Origin of the sequence: Roseovarius nanhaiticus, assembly GCF_900156535.1 — a bacterium.
Taxonomy (GTDB): domain Bacteria; phylum Pseudomonadota; class Alphaproteobacteria; order Rhodobacterales; family Rhodobacteraceae; genus Roseovarius; species Roseovarius nanhaiticus.
Genome location: NZ_FTNV01000003.1, coordinates 136,087 through 150,738, shown reverse-complemented (window position 1 = coordinate 150,738; position 14,652 = coordinate 136,087). Strand labels below are relative to the sequence as shown.

Below are 14,652 nucleotides of genomic sequence, written 5' to 3'. Positions count from 1 at the left end.
CATCATTCGGCCCCCATCGCCGCAACCAGAACGCCCGCCTCGGCATCCATCAGCGCGACGATCCCGTGATCGCGGCCCACCATGAGAACGGCGCGCGGCGCGGTCAGTGCGGCGGCGAAGGCTGCGCGGATTTCATCGTCCATGCAGGCCCGCGCTTCGAGACCTGCCATCCGCATGCGCATTCCCGAGGCGCGATCAACGCCGATAAGCCCTTCAATTGCGGCCTGAGGCGTTACCCGGATATCGTCGATGGCTACGGCGCCTTGCCTGCGCAGGACGATTGCCGCCTCCGGCGCGCTGGTGACCACCGGCATGCTGGAGGATATCCGCGCATCAACCAGCTGAAACAGCCCCGCCGCACAGCCACGCTGGACCTCAAAGCTCAGCGTTTCGCCGATCGGCGCCCAGCCTTCCAGCACGCTGCGCATCTCGGCTTCGCTGCTGCGCTCGCAGGCGGCCAAGGCCAACAGGCCCACCCACAGGGGCAGGCCCGCCAATTGGCGATATGCAGCGGGCCCGCCCATGATGCGTTATTCGAACTCCATGATGATCTCGTCCACGGCCAGGCTATCGCCCGGCCCGGCATTGACCACGCTGACGGTGCCCTGCTTTTCGGCGCGCAGGATGTTCTCCATCTTCATCGCCTCGATGGTGCAAAGCGCCTGCCCCTCCTGAACCTCGTCGCCCACCTCGACGTTCATCTTGACCACGAGACCGGGCATCGGGCAGAGCAGCATCTTGGACGTGTCGGGCGGCTGTTTCTCGGGCATCTTGGCTGCCAATTCGGCCTGGCGCGGAGTGCGCACATGCACCTTCAGATCCGCGCCCCGGCAGCGGATGCGGAAGCCGCCCGAGACCTTGCCGACCTTCATCACAAGGGGCAGACCATCCACGTCGACGCGCGCCAGCTGGTCGCCCGGTGTCCAGTCGCTGACAACCTCCATCGACGTGTCGTCCTCGAAATGCACCGTCGCGCCGCCGCGCCGCGCCTCGATGCGCAGATCCATCGACTGGCCCTGTAGGGCCACGTTCCAATCATCGCCTACCTTGCGCTCGTGATTGTCCATGCGGCCCGAAATCCGCGTGCGGCGAATCTCGGCCACGCGGTGCATGGCGGCGCACGAGGCCGCAATTCGGCGCAAAAGCGCATCCTCCAGCACCGCGCCCTCGAAACCGCCCTCGTATTCCTCGGCGATAAACGCCGTGGTGATGTCGCCCGACACGAATTTGGGGTGGTCCATCACCGCGCTGAGGAAGGGCAGATTATGCCCGATCCCCTCGACCTCGAAACTGTCAAGCGCGGCGCGCATCCCCTCGATGGCCGACATGCGGTCCGGCCCCCATGTGCAGAGCTTGGCGATCATCGGGTCGTAATACATGCTGATCTCGCCGCCCTCATAAACGCCGGTATCATTACGCACGATGGAATGGCCCACGGGCACCTCCTCGGGCGGGCGATAGCGCGTCAGGCGCCCGATCGACGGCAGGAAGTTACGATAGGGATCCTCGGCATAAAGGCGGCTCTCCATTGCCCAGCCGTTCAGCTTGATCTCGTCCTGGCTGAGTTGCAGCACTTCGCCGTTGGCGATGCGGATCATCTGTTCGACCAGATCGACCCCGGTGATCAGCTCGGTCACCGGGTGCTCGACCTGCAAACGCGTGTTCATCTCGAGAAAGTAGAAATTACGATCCCCATCGACGATGAATTCGACCGTGCCCGCGCTGGTGTAATCGACGGCCTGTGCCAGCGCGACGGCCTGCTCGCCCATTGCCTTGCGCGTTTCCTCGTCCAGAAAGGGGCTGGGGGCCTCTTCGATGACCTTCTGGTTGCGGCGCTGAATGCTGCATTCCCGCTCGCCCAGATAGATGCCGTTGCCGTGGCTGTCGCACAGAACCTGGATCTCGATATGGCGCGGCTGGGTCACGAATTTCTCGATAAAGATGCGGTCGTCGCCGAAACTACTGGCCGCCTCGTTTTTTGAGCTTTGGAACCCCTCGCGCGCCTCGTCGTCGTTCCACGCGATGCGCATCCCCTTGCCGCCGCCCCCGGCGCTGGCCTTGATCATCACCGGATAGCCGACCTCGTTCGAGATCTTGACCGCGTCCTCGGCATCCTCGATCAGGCCCATATAGCCGGGCACGGTTGAGACACCCGCCTCCTGCGCCAGCTTCTTTGACGTGATCTTGTCGCCCATCGCCTCGATCGCGCCCTTGGGCGGCCCGATAAAGGCGACGCCCGCCGCCTCCAGCGCCTCGGCGAACTTGGCGTTCTCCGACAAGAAACCATAGCCGGGGTGAACCGCTTCGGCGCCCGTTTCCTTGATCGCGGCCATCACCTTGTCGATGACGATATAGCTCTCATTGGCTGGCGCCGGGCCGATATGCACGGCTTCATCGGCCATGCGCACATGCAGGGCGTTGCGATCCGCATCGGAATAGATCGCGACGGTCTGGATGCCCATTTGCTTGGCCGTCTTGATGACGCGGCAGGCAATTTCGCCGCGGTTGGCGATCAGGATCTTCTTGAACATGGGCGGGCCCCTTCTGGTGCGGTCTTGAAACGAAAAAGACCACCCGTGCCCGGTGGCACGGATGGTCCGGTGAAAATCGCGCGATGCGCGGTGATGTCAGTTGCAGCGGTCCGGGAAGGCCTGGCAGTAGGCGACGTTACCGGCAGCGCCGACAACGGCGCCCGCGGCAAGATTGCCGCCAAGGACGGCCGATGTTCCAAGGCCGCCAACGCCGCCGATCGCTGCCTGCTCGACGACCGTGTCGCCACAGGCCGCGAGGGCCGATACTCCCAAAAGAAGGAATACTGCCTTAGGTTGTCTCGTGAGTGCTTTGAACATGCTCTGCCGCCCCTTTGTTGATCCACGCGATTTGCACGGATATCAAAGGTCAAAACATGCGGAAGGTCAAAGGCGCGCGAGGCCCCGGAATGCGTATGCGCGAATTGCCGCCCAAACGGGTAAGCCGTGGATACAAAACAAAAAAAGAGCGACGCTCGCAATGCTGCGACGCGCCGCCCATCAGGGGAAGGGTAACGGTGTGGACAAGGTGCCCCGGACCCTTGGGGAAGATCCGCCACTACACCGACATTGGTGTCATGCCCGCTCTCGGTAGCCAAGCGCATTTGGCGGTCCATACAAGCATCGGCTGTATTCCGCGCAGAATGCGCATCTGTTGGCAAATTCATGCCAAACGACGTTGAGCAGATGGCCAGTGCTTTCATGCCTCCCACTCATCCTCATCGAAGGCCGACGGAAAAGCGCGCCGCGCCGCGTCGACATCCAGCACCAAGAGCGCCTCATAGTCCGTCGGATCGAATGGGTCGGAGACAGGTAGAACCTCGCGCCCGAACAGCCACGAGAGGCGTCCGGCGTCCAGATTGCCCCGCTCGAAGGGCGCATCGCCAAAACACTTCCAGATCGCGCGCACAAAGCCGATGTCTGCCCGCCGGTCAGGCGCGCGCCGGTCTGCATACCGCTCGCGCCGGATAAGGGGCGTCGCCCCTTTGGGATTTGCGCGGCGAATGGTGAATTGGAAATCGGAGGACGGCAATCTGCCGGGAAAACCGCGATGCTTGATCATGCCATGCCCTCCGATGCGAGGCGTTGGCAAAAAGCGATATGCGCCAAAGCGGCGCGCAGCATCTGGCGCGGGTTCGGGGCAGGCCGGTGAGCCTGCCCCGCTATCACAATCCGACGGGTCGGATTAGTACTTGCTGTACTTGCCGGTCGGTGCGGGCTCCATCGTGATGGGCTCGGGCTCGACAACGACGTAATCATCTTCGGGCGCCTGCTGGCAGGCGGAAACTGCAACGACCAGGCCGAGGGCCAAGAGGCTCTTGATAGCGTTCGACATTGAATTCTCCTGTCACTTATTGAGAGCGGGGCCGGACATACGCCAGCGCCCCGCTTGGTCTTCGAGGTATGGACTGCTTGGGTGCAATCCCGTGTAAGAATAGTGTAGTTTTGCGCAAAGCGATAGAATGTCGCACGAATGCGCCCGCCCTGTGTCCTCAAAGCCTCACAAAGCCGTGAGCCTGAACTTTGCCGCGCAAGATATTGTGGATACATCAAAATGCCTCCCAGATGCAGGTGCCATCGGCAATAGTAAAGGCCTCAAAGCTTTGTCTTACATCGGTATTTAATACGCCGAATTCCGCCGCCCGGTCCGCGATCGAGACGGTGATCCGCCCAAGATCGACATTCTCGCCCCCAATTGCCGCCAAGTTGATTTGGCACAGTGCCATCATATCAGCCAGCAGCAATTCGGGGTCGAGCCGGGCAGGATCGAATCCTTCCGCTACGTAACGAACGCGCAGATCACCCGCGCCCTCTTCCAGAACTTCCTGTAGGAAAACGGTTAGCCCTGAGGGCAGCGCAAAGGCTTCGTCGGCCTGCGCGGGTCCAGCGAGGACAGTTGCCAGTGCGGCATAGATCAAGAGGCGCGTCAGTGCTTGCGCAGCGCCTCGATCAGCTCGTCCTTGGTCATATCCGAGCGCCCGTCGATCCCGATCTCCTGCGCCCGCTCGTACAGATCGTACTTGGTCCACTCTTCGTATGGCGACGCCTTGCCACCCTTTTTCGAGGGGCTCATGTCCTCGTTCGCCTTGGCGTTGGCGATGCGCGCCGCTTTCTCCTTCGAGGCGCCCTGATCGCGCAGCGCCTCGTAAGTGTCCGCGTTCTTGATGCTGTTCCCATTGTTCGACTTGGCCATGACATGCCTCCTTTAGCGCCGAAAACGCCCATGCCTTCGGCAAGGTTCCCGGCCCTGCGGTCCGATATGTCGTACTAGAGGTCACGCGCGCCCTGCCCTACAGCGGAATGTTGTCGTGCTTTTTCCACGGCATTTGCGCCTTCTTGCCGCGCAGCGACGCAAAGGCCCGCGCCACACGTTTGCGCGTGGATTGAGGCATGATCACCTCATCAACGAACCCGCGCTCGGCGGCAACGAATGGGCTGGCGAACCGGTCCTCGTAATCTTTGGCGTGGGCCGCCAGCGCCTCGGCATTGCCACGGTCGGCCCGGTGGATGATCTCGGTCGCGCCCTTGGCGCCCATCACCGCGATCTCGGAGGTGGGCCAAGCATAGTTGAAATCGCCGCGCAGATGCTTGGAGGACATGACGACATAGGCGCCACCATAGGCCTTGCGGGTGATGACAGTGACCTTCGGCACCGTGGCCTCGCCATAGGCAAAGAGCAGCTTGGCGCCATGCTTGATGACTCCATTATATTCCTGCGTCACACCGGGCAGGAAGCCGGGCACATCGACCAGCGTCAGCAGCGGAATCTCGAAGCAGTCGCAGAAGCGCACGAACCGCGCGGCCTTGCGGCTGCTGTCGATATCGAGGCATCCGGCCAGCACCATGGGCTGGTTGGCCACGACGCCGACGGTCTGCCCCTCGATCCGGATGAAACCGGTGATCATGTTCTTGGCGAATTCTTCCTGGATTTCATAGAAATCGCCCTCATCCGCGACCTTGAGGATCAACTCCTTCATGTCATAGGGCATGTTGGGGTTGTCGGGGATCAGCGTGTCGAGACTGTCTTCGATCCGGCCCGGATCGTCGAAAAACGGGCGCACGGGCGGCTTCTCGCGGTTCGAGGAGGGCAGGAAATCGACGAGGCGCCGCACTTCGGCCAGCGCCTCGACGTCATTTTCGAATGCACCATCGGCGACCGAGGATTTTCGCGTGTGCGTTGTGGCGCCGCCCAGTTCCTCCGCGGTCACTTGCTCATTCGTGACGGTCTTGACCACGTCGGGGCCGGTGACGAACATGTAGCTGCTGTCCTTCACCATGAAGATGAAATCGGTCATCGCCGGTGAATAGACCGCGCCGCCCGCGCAGGGCCCCATGATCACGCTGATCTGCGGCACGACACCCGAAGCGGTGATATTGCGCTGAAAGACCTCGCCATAGCCCGCAAGGCTGTCGACACCCTCCTGGATGCGCGCGCCGCCCGAATCGTTGATCCCGATCACGGGCGCGCCATTCTGCACGGCCATATCCATGATCTTGCAGATCTTCTTGGCATGCGTCTCGCTGACCGAGCCGCCAAGGACGGTGAAATCCTGGCTGAAGACATAGACCAGACGCCCGTTTATCGTGCCCCAGCCGGTGACAACGCCGTCGCTGTAGGGGCGCTCTTTCTCCATGCCAAAATCGGTGCAGCGATGGGCAACGAACATGTCAAACTCTTCAAAGCTGCCCTCATCCAGCAAAAGCTCGACCCGCTCGCGCGCCGTCAGTTTGCCCTTGGCATGCTGGGCATCAACGCGGGCTTGCCCGCCGCCCATGCGCGCCTCGGCGCGGCGATCCTCGAGTTCTTGCAAGATATCCTTCATGGCGCTCTCCCTGATCCTGGCCGTCTGATCCTGGCCGATCTGCGCGGCCTTCTGGCGGTTTCAGCGCAGGCTATACCGCAGCGCGCCCGCGTAACAGCGGTTTTCGGCAAATTTGCAAACCATGGCAAGTGTGCGGAATGCAATTTGCAAACTTGCATAACCCATGTTGGCCAGATGGACTCTTTCACGGCGCGGGCCTAGCCATTGCGAATGCCTAACCTGACACGCCCGATATTTCTGGACCGCCAGACACCGCCGCATATCTCGACATTGATCCTGATGACCGGTCTATCGGCCTTGGCGATGAATATCTTTCTGCCATCGCTGCCCAACATGGCCAGCTATTTCGATGCGCCCTACCGTCTCATGCAGCTGTCAGTCGCACTCTATCTTGCCGTGAATGCAGTGCTCCAAATTCTGATCGGCCCCATCTCGGACAAGCTGGGGCGCCGTCCCGTGATCCTGGCCGGGATGGTGATTTTCATCCTCGCCAGCATCGGCTGCGCGCTCTCGACCAGTGCCGCCATGTTCCTGACCTTTCGCATGATCCAGGCGGGCATTGTGGTGGCAATGGTGCTCAGCCGGGCCGTGGTGCGCGACATGGTCCCGCAGGATCGCGCGGCCAGCATGATCGGCTATGTCACGATGGGCATGGCGGTCGTGCCGATGGTGGGGCCGGTCTTTGGCGGCATGCTAGAAGAAGCGTTCGGCTGGCAAGCGAATTTCTGGGCACTCACGGCAATCGGCGTTTTCATCCTTGCGATGACATGGGCGGATCTGGGCGAAACGGCCCAAGGCAGCGGCCTGACCTTTGCGCAGCAATATCGTGAATACCCCGTGCTGCTGCGTTCGCTGCGCTTCTGGGGCTATGCCGGCGCCGCCGCGCTGTCGTCGGGCGCGTTTTTCGCCTATCTCGGCGGCGCGCCTTATGTGGGCGATCACGTCTTTGGGCTGAACCCAAAGGAGCTTGGCTTTTACTTCGGCGCCCCGGCGCTGGGGTATTTCGCGGGGAATTTCCTGTCGGGGCGCTACTCCGTGCGGATCGGGGTGAACCGGATGGTCTTCTGGGGCACTCTGGCGAACGCTTTTGGCATCGCATGCAACCTCGCTCTCATCTACGCGGGGCTAGGATCGGCGATCAGTTTTTTCGGCTTGATGATCTTCATGGGCCTTGGCAATGGCATGACCATCCCCAACGCGACGGCGGGCGCCCTTTCGGTGCGCCCCGATCTGGCAGGCACGGCCAGCGGCCTGGCGGGCGCGATGATGATCGGCGGCGGCGCGGCCCTGTCGGCGCTGGCGGGCATATCGTTGACGCCGCAGTCGGGCGCGGCGCCTCTATTGTGGATCATGCTGATCACCGCGATCGGCGCCGTTGCGACGATCCTTCTGGTCATGCGGCGCGAAGCACGGCTTGTGCGCGCAGGTTTGCAAACATAGTCTGCGCGTCAGGCTAACTTGCAAATGAGGCGCGTATGGCGACCCGAAAACTCTACGCCGGCGCCAAGCTGCGCGAGACGCGGCAGCGCATCGGTTTGACGCAAAAGGATTTCGCCGCCCGCCTCGGCGTGTCCCTGCCCTATCTAAACCAGATGGAGAACAACAACCGCCCCGTCAGCACAACCGTCGTGCTGGCGCTGGCACAGGAATTCGGCTTCGACGTGACCGAGCTTGGCTCGGGCGAGGCCGAGCGCATGGCGGGCGACATGCGCGAGGCGATGGCCGATCCGATCTTTGCCGAGCCGCCCGCGCTGGCCGATTTGCGCCTGGTCGCATCCAACGCACCCGGCTTTGCCCGCGCCTTTCTGGAATTGCACGCCGCCTACCGCCAGACGCAGGAACGGCTGGCCTCGCTCGACGAGGCGCTGGGGGCCGAGGGCGCCCACGCACAGCAAAGTCCGTGGACCGAGGTGCGCGATTTTTTCCATTATTGCGACAACTATATTGATCCGGTCGATCGCGCGGCCGAACGCTTTGCCGCGTCGGCCACCCACCCCCAAGCTGCGGCCGAGGCTCTGGCAAAGGTAGGCATCACCGTCGCGCTTGCCGATGACGGGCCGCTGAGACGCCTCGACCGAGGCAGCGGCACGCTCTATCTCAATGCGCGCGCGGCGCCGGAAACGCGGCGCTTTCAGCTGTTGTTGCAACTGGCGCTGCTGACCCAAGACCAACTGCTGGAGGCCACGCTGGACCTTGCGCGATTCCAGTCGGACGAGGCGCGCGCCATCGCCAAGATCGGCCTTGCCAATTACTACGCGGGCGCCGCGATGATGCCATATTCCGCGTTTCTGGACGCGGCGCGGGACTGCCGCCATGATCTGGAAATGCTGGCGCACCGTTTCGGCGCCTCGATCGAGCAGGTCTGCCACCGGCTCAGCACGCTGCAGCGCCCCGGCGCCAAGGGAATCCCGTTCTTCTTTGTGCGCGTCGATCAGGCGGGCACGATCACCAAACGGCACTCGGCTACGCGCATGCAATTTGCGCGCTACGGTGGCGCCTGCCCGCTCTGGAACGTGCATGCCGCGTTCGAGACGCCGGGCCGTTTTCTGCGTCAACTGGCCGAAACGCCCGACGGGGTGCGCTATATCAATCTGGCGCGGGACGTGTCGAAACCGGGCGGCCATTTCGGCGCGCCCGTGCGCCGCTTTGCCATCGCACTGGGCTGCGAGGTGAAACACGCCGCATCGCTGGTCTATGCGGATGGGCTGGACCTGGGCAATCCGGCGGCCTTCGAGCCTATCGGCATCTCATGCCGCATCTGCGAGCGCACGAATTGCCATCAACGCTCGATTCCGCCGCTGGAGCGGCGTCTGACCATACGGCCAGACGCGCGCGGTGTGCTACCTTACGAAGTGGGCTGAGCCGGCTTCGTCAGCATGGCGTAGATCTCATCCTTGAGCGCGGCACGCTTGCGGCGCTGCTCGCTCTCGGCCAACTCGTCCATCGGGGACACGTTCGTCTCGGCCTTGTGAATGACGCGGTTCACCTCGTCATACTCCTTGGCCAGCTTGGCGAAATGGGCGTTCGATTGCTCCAGCTTTGCAATATCCTGAGCCTTGTCGGGGAATTCTTCGGCCAGTTGGTGGGGGACATGGGTCATCTGCGGACTCCTCTTGTTGCAGGTTGCCCATAGCTTGCAAGGGCAAGCCCGCCCACGCTTTGACCCGGATCAAACCTTGGCTATTCCCCTCGCGGAAAGCGCGCGTTTTCCTCGACCACGTTCAGATCCATGTGATTGCGCATATACCGCTCGGACGCCTTTTTCAGCGGCTGGTAATCCCACGGGTAATACCCGCCCTCGCGCAGCGCCTCGTAGACGACCCAGCGGCGCGCCTGACTTTCGCGCACCTGCGCGTCGAAGGTCGCCAGATCCCATCGTTCCTCGGCCATCTGGCTGAAATGCTGCAATGTCTCGGCATGAGCCGGGTCGGCGGCGAGGTTGGTCAGCTCGTGCGGATCGGCCTCCAGATCGAACAGCTGGTCGGGATCCAGCGCGCAGCGATTGAACTTCCACTTGCCCTGACGCAGCGAGACCAGCGGCGCGTAGGATGCCTCGGCGGCGTATTCCATCGCCACCGGTTCTTCACGCGTGCCGCCCTGCCCCAACGGGACCAGCGACTGCCCGGTGGTCCACGGCGCGACCTCCTCCATCGACACCCCCGCCAGATCGCAGAGCGTCGGGCAGACGTCGATATTGCTGACCGGCGTCTCGATGCGCCCCGGCTCCATACCCGGCGCGGCGATCATCATCGGCACGCGCGACGAGCCGTCGTAAAAGCTCATCTTGAACCACAGGCCCCGCGCGCCCAGCATATCGCCGTGATCCGACACGAAGAGGATGACCGTGTCCTTGTCCTGCCGCGTGCCCTCCAGCGCCTCCATCACCTCGCCGATCTTGTCGTCGAGATATGAGATATTGGCGAAATAGGCGCGGCGTGAGCGGCGGATATCCTCTTCGGTGATGTCATAGCTGCGCCAGTCATTGGCGTCGAAAATGCGCTGCGAATGGGAATCATGCGCGTCATAGTCCATCGCCGGCACTTCGGGCAGCAGATGCTCGCAATCCTCGTAGAGATCCCAGTATTTCTTGCGCGCCACATAAGGGTCATGCGGGTGGGTGAAGCTGACGGTCAAGCACCACGGGCGCGCGTCCTTGCCGCGGGCATAATCATAGACCTTGCGCGTTGCCTCATAGGCGACCTCGTCATCATACTCCATCTGGTTGGAAATCTCGGCAACGCCCGCGCCCGTGACGCTGCCCATGTTGTGATACCACCATTCGATCCGCTCGCCGGGTTTGCGGTAATCGGGCGTCCAGCCGAAATCGGCGGGGTAGATATCGGTCGTCAGCCGCTCTTCAAATCCGTGCATCTGGTCGGGGCCGACGAAATGCATCTTGCCCGAGAGGCACGTCTGGTACCCCGCGCGCCGCAGGTGGTGCGCATAGGTCGGGATGTCGGCGGCGAATTCGGCCGCATTGTCATAGACCCGGCTGCGCGACGGCAGCAGCCCGGACATGAAGCTGGCGCGCCCGGGCGCGCAGAGCGGGCTGGCGGTATAGGCATTGGCAAAACGGGTCGAGCGGGCGGCGAGGCGCTTGATATTGGGCGCGTGCAGCCAGTCCGCAGGGCCGTCCGGAAAGAACGTGCCATTCAACTGATCAACCATGAAGATGAGGATATTGGGACGGCTCATGAAGTCTCTCCTGCGGGTGCGTTGTTAGGGGTCTCATCGTCCAGCGCCAGCGCCACGTAATGCATCAGCGTCTCGACGGCATCGTGCGAGATATCTCCGCCCCCGGCCACAGCATGACGACAGTAAAGCCCGTCGATCATGGCCGCGACGCCGCGCGCCAGAATATCGGCCCGCGCGGGCGCCAGTTGTGCAAAAGCGTGGTGCAAGTTCGACTTGAGGCGGCGATGGTAAATCGCCAGCAGGCGCGCAGTCTCGGGCGATTTGCGGGCCTGAACGTAGAAATTCAGCCAGGCGGCGATATGCTCGGGGCGTGTACTCATCGCCGTGAAACTGGCGCGAATGATCGCCTCGATCCGGGTGCGCGGACACTGCGCCATCAACAGCGCCCCGCGCACCTGCGCAGCATATAGCGTCAGGATATGACGCATCGCCGCCGTGAATATCTGCTCTTTGGAGCCGAAATAGTGATGCGCCAGCCCCGGCGACATGCCCGCACGCCGCGCGATCTGCGCGACCGTGACATCAAGCGTGCCCTGAACGCCGATCTCCTGGATCGTGGCGCTGACAAGCGCGGCGCGGCGTATGGGCTCCATCCCGATTTTCGGCACGCGGGCGCATCCTTTTTTTGTCACACAAGGCTCACAACCGCGCTACTTATTTTTTATTGACTCGTCAATCAATAACCAGAAGACTTCCGCATCCCGCAGGCTCGCGGCGTTCCGCACGCCATTAGCGGTTGCAAGCTGGGCGCACCGCGGCATACCTTCATGCGGCGCGGCTGGTCTGCCCGCCCCGAAGCAACGGGGCAGAGGCGGCCGGCGGGCCCGGCCTCCGCCCCCGTGTATTTTACAGCCGGGATCACAAGGCACCCCCCGCCGCGACCGGCGGGACGAGACAAGAAGACCTTGAGAGAAACGACAAAAGGGAAGTTACATATGTCGCTCATCACGAATGGACGCCTCGACAGGCGCGGATTTCTGAAAACCACCGCCGCTGGCGCCATCGCAGCGTCGCTGCCGCTGGGCGGGGCCTATGCCTCGACGCCCAAGAAGGGCGGCCATCTGCGCGTCGGCAAGGGCCACGGCCAGACGACCGATACGCTGAATCCCGGCACGTGGGAAAACGGCTATACGATCGCCATCACCCACGCCAAGGACGGCCACCTGACAGAAGTGCTGGCCGACGGCTCGGTCGGGCCGCTCGTCGCGGAAAGCTGGGAAGCCTCCGAAGACGCCAAGACATGGCGTTTCAAGATCCGCAACGGCATCACGTTCCACTCGGGCAAGACGCTGACACCCGAAGACGTGGTCGCCTCGATCAATTTTCACCGCGGCGAAAACGCGGTATCGGCAGCGACACCCATCGTCGCACCGATCCAGGACATCACCATCGACGGCGACACGGTTGTCTTTGCCCTCGACGGCGGCAATGCCGACTTCCCCTTCATCCTCAGCGATTATCACCTGCCGATCCTGCCGGCGACGGATGACGGCATCGACTGGAAATCGGGCGATGGCTGCGGCAGCTACGTGCTTGAGACATTCAAGCCCGGCGTCACCTCAACGCTGGTGCGCAACGAAAACCATTGGCGCAAGGATGTGGCATGGTTCGACAGCATCGAGATGCTGTCGCTGACCGACCAGAACGCGCGCACCACCGCGCTCGTCTCGGGCGATGTCGACACGGTCGACAAGCTGGACCTCAAGACAATCGGCCTTCTGTCGCGCAACCCCGATCTCGACATCAGTTCGGTCGCTGGCACGCAGCATTTCACCTTCGCCATGTCCGCCAATCAGGCGCCCTATGACGACGTGAACGTGCGCCTGGCGATGAAATACGCCATCAACCGCGAGGAGCTGGTCGAGAAAATCCTCTTTGGCTATGGCTCGGTCGGGAACGACGTGCCGATCGGCCAGGGCCAGCAGTTCTACAACACCGAGCTGGAGCAAAAGACCTACGATCCAGACAAGGCCAAGTTCTACCTCAAGGAAGCTGGTCTCGACAGCCTCGAGGTCAGCCTCTCGGCAGCGGACGCGGCCTTCGCAGGCGCGGTCGATGCGGCGACGCTCTATCAGAACTCGGCCAAGGCCGCGGGCATCGATCTGAAGGTCGTGCGCGAGCCGAATGACGGCTACTGGTCCGATGTCTGGATGAAGAAGCCGTTTTCGGCGGTCTACTGGGGCGGCCGCCCTGTGCAGGACCAGATGTTCTCGACCGCCTATACCTGCGGCGCCGAGTGGAACGATGGTTTCTGGTGCAACGAAAAGTTCGACGAGCTGCTGGTTCAGGCCCGTGCCGAGCTGGACCAGGACAAGCGCCGCCAGCAGTATTGGGAGCTGCAGGAGATCGTCAGCACCCAAGGCGCGATCATCATTCCGATGTTTGCCAACTACGTCTTTGCCACGACCAAGAAGATCGGCAAGCCCGAGACGCTGGCGTCCAACTGGGACATGGACGGCGAGCGTTGGGCCGAGCGTTGGTGGTTCGCCTGATCCACTGAGGCCGGTATACTCAGGCCGGGGCGATCATCGCCCCGGTTCCGGATCAGCCAGATGCCGCCGGGCGACTTGCCCGGCGGCATTTTTCATGCGCGGATGGTGAAGGCCGTCTTTGCGCGGCGCCGCCTAGAACTTCGTCGCATTTGCGGGCGGCGTGATCGCCCGGCGCTTCAGCATCGCCTCGCGCCATGTAATGAAGCTGACCGATCCCACGATGACGAGGCCGCCCAGTACCACGAAGGGATCCACCGCTTCGCCAAACACAAGCGCGCCCAAGAGGACGGCCCAGACAAGTTGCAAAAACGTCATGGGCTGCGTCACCGCCAGCGGCGCGGCCCGGAAGGCCAGCGTCATGGTGTAATGCCCCGCCGTCGCCAGCACCGCGACCCCGAACAAAGTGACCAGCTCCAGCAGCGTGGGCGTCACCCAATTCAGAAGCGCGAAAGGGGCAAGTCCGACGGTCACGGTCAGCGACAGCATCGTCACCACGACCGCGGGCGAATTTTCATCGGTCAGCAGCTTGGCCAGCAGATACGAGCCGCCAAAGCCGATGGCCGTGACCAGCATCGCCAGATGCCCCGGCCCGACCTCGCGCAGACCCGGCCGCAGGATGATGACGGCGCCAAGCAGCGCGACCAGTACCGCGATCAGACGCCGCATCGCCAGACGCTCCCCCAGGAAAAGCGCGGCGCCGATCGTCACGTAAATGGGCGAGAGGTAATTCATCGCCGTCACATCCGCGATGGGAATACGCGCCATGGCGTAGAACCACAGCATCACCCCCACCGTATGCACCGCACCGCGTATGGTGAAGATCGTCCAAAGCCGCGGCGTGATCCGCGCCCGCCGCATGGCCGGAATGGCCGGGATCAGCAACACGAGGCCCAGAGCGTAGCGCAAGAACGCGCTTTCGGCGGCAGGAATGCGCGGCCCGATCGTCTTGACCAGTGCAGTCACGCCAACAAAGAGGATGCCGGTCACGACCATCCAGAAAATCCCCCAGCCGGGGCGCGCGTTCGTCTCGGTATCCATTCGTGCATTGAGAGGGGATGAGCGGCGGAATGTCCAGCCGCCCGCAGGCCTTAAAGGCGCGCTGCATAACGGGTA

The 14,652-nt window shown here is 62.7% G+C and carries 15 protein-coding genes; 3 read left to right on the top strand and 12 right to left on the bottom strand.

The features are described 5' to 3' along the window. Positions 1–2: 2 nt before the first annotated feature. The 8 genes from BW975_RS13865 to BW975_RS13835 form a co-directional block, all read right to left on the bottom strand. The gene (locus tag BW975_RS13865; protein WP_083687120.1) at positions 3–524 is read right to left on the bottom strand and encodes a hypothetical protein; all 522 of its coding nucleotides are present in this window, start codon (positions 522–524) and stop codon (positions 3–5) included. Between the two features lie 6 nt (positions 525–530). Next, positions 531–2,531: an acetyl-CoA carboxylase biotin carboxylase subunit gene (locus BW975_RS13860; RefSeq protein ID WP_076534927.1), complete on the bottom strand. Its 2,001-nt coding sequence runs from the start codon at positions 2,529–2,531 to the stop codon at positions 531–533. A 96-nt stretch (positions 2,532–2,627) separates the two neighbouring features. Further along, positions 2,628–2,849 carry a hypothetical protein gene (locus tag BW975_RS13855; protein ID WP_076534926.1) on the bottom strand — a complete coding sequence of 74 codons (222 nt, stop codon included), beginning with the start codon at positions 2,847–2,849 and terminating at the stop codon, positions 2,628–2,630. Between the two features lie 379 nt (positions 2,850–3,228). After that, complete coding sequence (locus BW975_RS13850) at positions 3,229–3,591, bottom strand: hypothetical protein (protein WP_076534925.1); 363 nt, start codon at positions 3,589–3,591, stop codon at positions 3,229–3,231. A gap of 123 nt (positions 3,592–3,714) precedes the next feature. Then, positions 3,715–3,864 carry a hypothetical protein gene (locus BW975_RS18100; protein WP_170846592.1) on the bottom strand — a complete coding sequence of 50 codons (150 nt, stop codon included), beginning with the start codon at positions 3,862–3,864 and terminating at the stop codon, positions 3,715–3,717. A 214-nt stretch (positions 3,865–4,078) separates the two neighbouring features. Continuing rightward, positions 4,079–4,447, bottom strand: a complete 369-nt coding sequence (locus BW975_RS13845; protein ID WP_083687119.1) for a DUF6497 family protein — start codon at positions 4,445–4,447, stop codon at positions 4,079–4,081. A gap of 8 nt (positions 4,448–4,455) precedes the next feature. Further along, complete coding sequence (locus tag BW975_RS13840) at positions 4,456–4,722, bottom strand: DUF7218 family protein (protein WP_076534924.1); 267 nt, start codon at positions 4,720–4,722, stop codon at positions 4,456–4,458. A gap of 97 nt (positions 4,723–4,819) precedes the next feature. Next, positions 4,820–6,352 carry an acyl-CoA carboxylase subunit beta gene (locus tag BW975_RS13835; protein WP_076534923.1) on the bottom strand — a complete coding sequence of 511 codons (1,533 nt, stop codon included), beginning with the start codon at positions 6,350–6,352 and terminating at the stop codon, positions 4,820–4,822. Between the two features lie 210 nt (positions 6,353–6,562). Between BW975_RS13835 and BW975_RS13830 the strand changes: the two genes are divergently transcribed. Both BW975_RS13830 and BW975_RS13825 read left to right on the top strand, forming a co-directional pair. Then, positions 6,563–7,792, top strand: coding sequence for a multidrug effflux MFS transporter (locus BW975_RS13830; protein ID WP_076534922.1), 1,230 nt, complete (start codon positions 6,563–6,565; stop codon positions 7,790–7,792). 35 nt (positions 7,793–7,827) lie between these two features. Continuing rightward, complete coding sequence (locus BW975_RS13825; protein WP_076534921.1) at positions 7,828–9,213, top strand: helix-turn-helix domain-containing protein; 1,386 nt, start codon at positions 7,828–7,830, stop codon at positions 9,211–9,213. On the opposite strand, the gene BW975_RS13820 is transcribed toward BW975_RS13825, so the two are convergent. From BW975_RS13820 to betI, 3 genes are all read right to left on the bottom strand, one after another. Then, positions 9,198–9,452 (bottom strand): YdcH family protein, encoded by a 255-nt coding sequence (locus tag BW975_RS13820; protein WP_076534920.1) that lies wholly within the window; start codon positions 9,450–9,452, stop codon positions 9,198–9,200. The genes BW975_RS13825 and BW975_RS13820 overlap by 16 nt on opposite strands. An 80-nt stretch (positions 9,453–9,532) precedes the next feature. Next, positions 9,533–11,047, bottom strand: a complete 1,515-nt coding sequence (betC, locus tag BW975_RS13815) for a choline-sulfatase (protein ID WP_076534919.1) — start codon at positions 11,045–11,047, stop codon at positions 9,533–9,535. Next, positions 11,044–11,655, bottom strand: coding sequence for a choline-binding transcriptional repressor BetI (gene betI, locus BW975_RS13810; RefSeq protein WP_083687118.1), 612 nt, complete (start codon positions 11,653–11,655; stop codon positions 11,044–11,046). The genes betC and betI overlap by 4 nt, the downstream gene beginning before the upstream one ends. Before the next feature lie 327 nt (positions 11,656–11,982). Between betI and BW975_RS13805 the strand changes: the two genes are divergently transcribed. Then, complete coding sequence (locus tag BW975_RS13805) at positions 11,983–13,539, top strand: ABC transporter substrate-binding protein (protein ID WP_076534917.1); 1,557 nt, start codon at positions 11,983–11,985, stop codon at positions 13,537–13,539. A gap of 132 nt (positions 13,540–13,671) precedes the next feature. Here the strand turns inward: BW975_RS13805 and BW975_RS13800 are convergent, their stop codons facing one another. Beyond that, entirely contained in the window at positions 13,672–14,577 is a 906-nt protein-coding gene (locus BW975_RS13800) for a DMT family transporter (RefSeq protein ID WP_076534916.1), read from the bottom strand. Positions 14,578–14,652: the final 75 nt, after the last annotated feature.

What these genes read in the sequence shown, in the direction of transcription:
- BW975_RS13865 (WP_083687120.1), bottom strand. Translation starts at nt 524, where the DNA reads ATGGGCGGGCCCGCTGCATATCGCCAATTGGCGGGCCTGCCCCTGTGG.
- BW975_RS13860 (WP_076534927.1), bottom strand. Translation starts at nt 2,531, where the DNA reads ATGTTCAAGAAGATCCTGATCGCCAACCGCGGCGAAATTGCCTGCCGC.
- BW975_RS13855 (WP_076534926.1), bottom strand. Translation starts at nt 2,849, where the DNA reads ATGTTCAAAGCACTCACGAGACAACCTAAGGCAGTATTCCTTCTTTTG.
- BW975_RS13850 (WP_076534925.1), bottom strand. Translation starts at nt 3,591, where the DNA reads ATGATCAAGCATCGCGGTTTTCCCGGCAGATTGCCGTCCTCCGATTTC.
- BW975_RS18100 (WP_170846592.1), bottom strand. Translation starts at nt 3,864, where the DNA reads ATGTCGAACGCTATCAAGAGCCTCTTGGCCCTCGGCCTGGTCGTTGCA.
- BW975_RS13840 (WP_076534924.1), bottom strand. Translation starts at nt 4,722, where the DNA reads ATGGCCAAGTCGAACAATGGGAACAGCATCAAGAACGCGGACACTTAC.
- BW975_RS13835 (WP_076534923.1), bottom strand. Translation starts at nt 6,352, where the DNA reads ATGAAGGATATCTTGCAAGAACTCGAGGATCGCCGCGCCGAGGCGCGC.
- BW975_RS13830 (WP_076534922.1), top strand. Translation starts at nt 6,563, where the DNA reads ATGCCTAACCTGACACGCCCGATATTTCTGGACCGCCAGACACCGCCG.
- BW975_RS13825 (WP_076534921.1), top strand. Translation starts at nt 7,828, where the DNA reads ATGGCGACCCGAAAACTCTACGCCGGCGCCAAGCTGCGCGAGACGCGG.
- BW975_RS13820 (WP_076534920.1), bottom strand. Translation starts at nt 9,452, where the DNA reads ATGACCCATGTCCCCCACCAACTGGCCGAAGAATTCCCCGACAAGGCT.
- betC (WP_076534919.1), bottom strand. Translation starts at nt 11,047, where the DNA reads ATGAGCCGTCCCAATATCCTCATCTTCATGGTTGATCAGTTGAATGGC.
- BW975_RS13805 (WP_076534917.1), top strand. Translation starts at nt 11,983, where the DNA reads ATGTCGCTCATCACGAATGGACGCCTCGACAGGCGCGGATTTCTGAAA.
- BW975_RS13800 (WP_076534916.1), bottom strand. Translation starts at nt 14,577, where the DNA reads ATGGATACCGAGACGAACGCGCGCCCCGGCTGGGGGATTTTCTGGATG.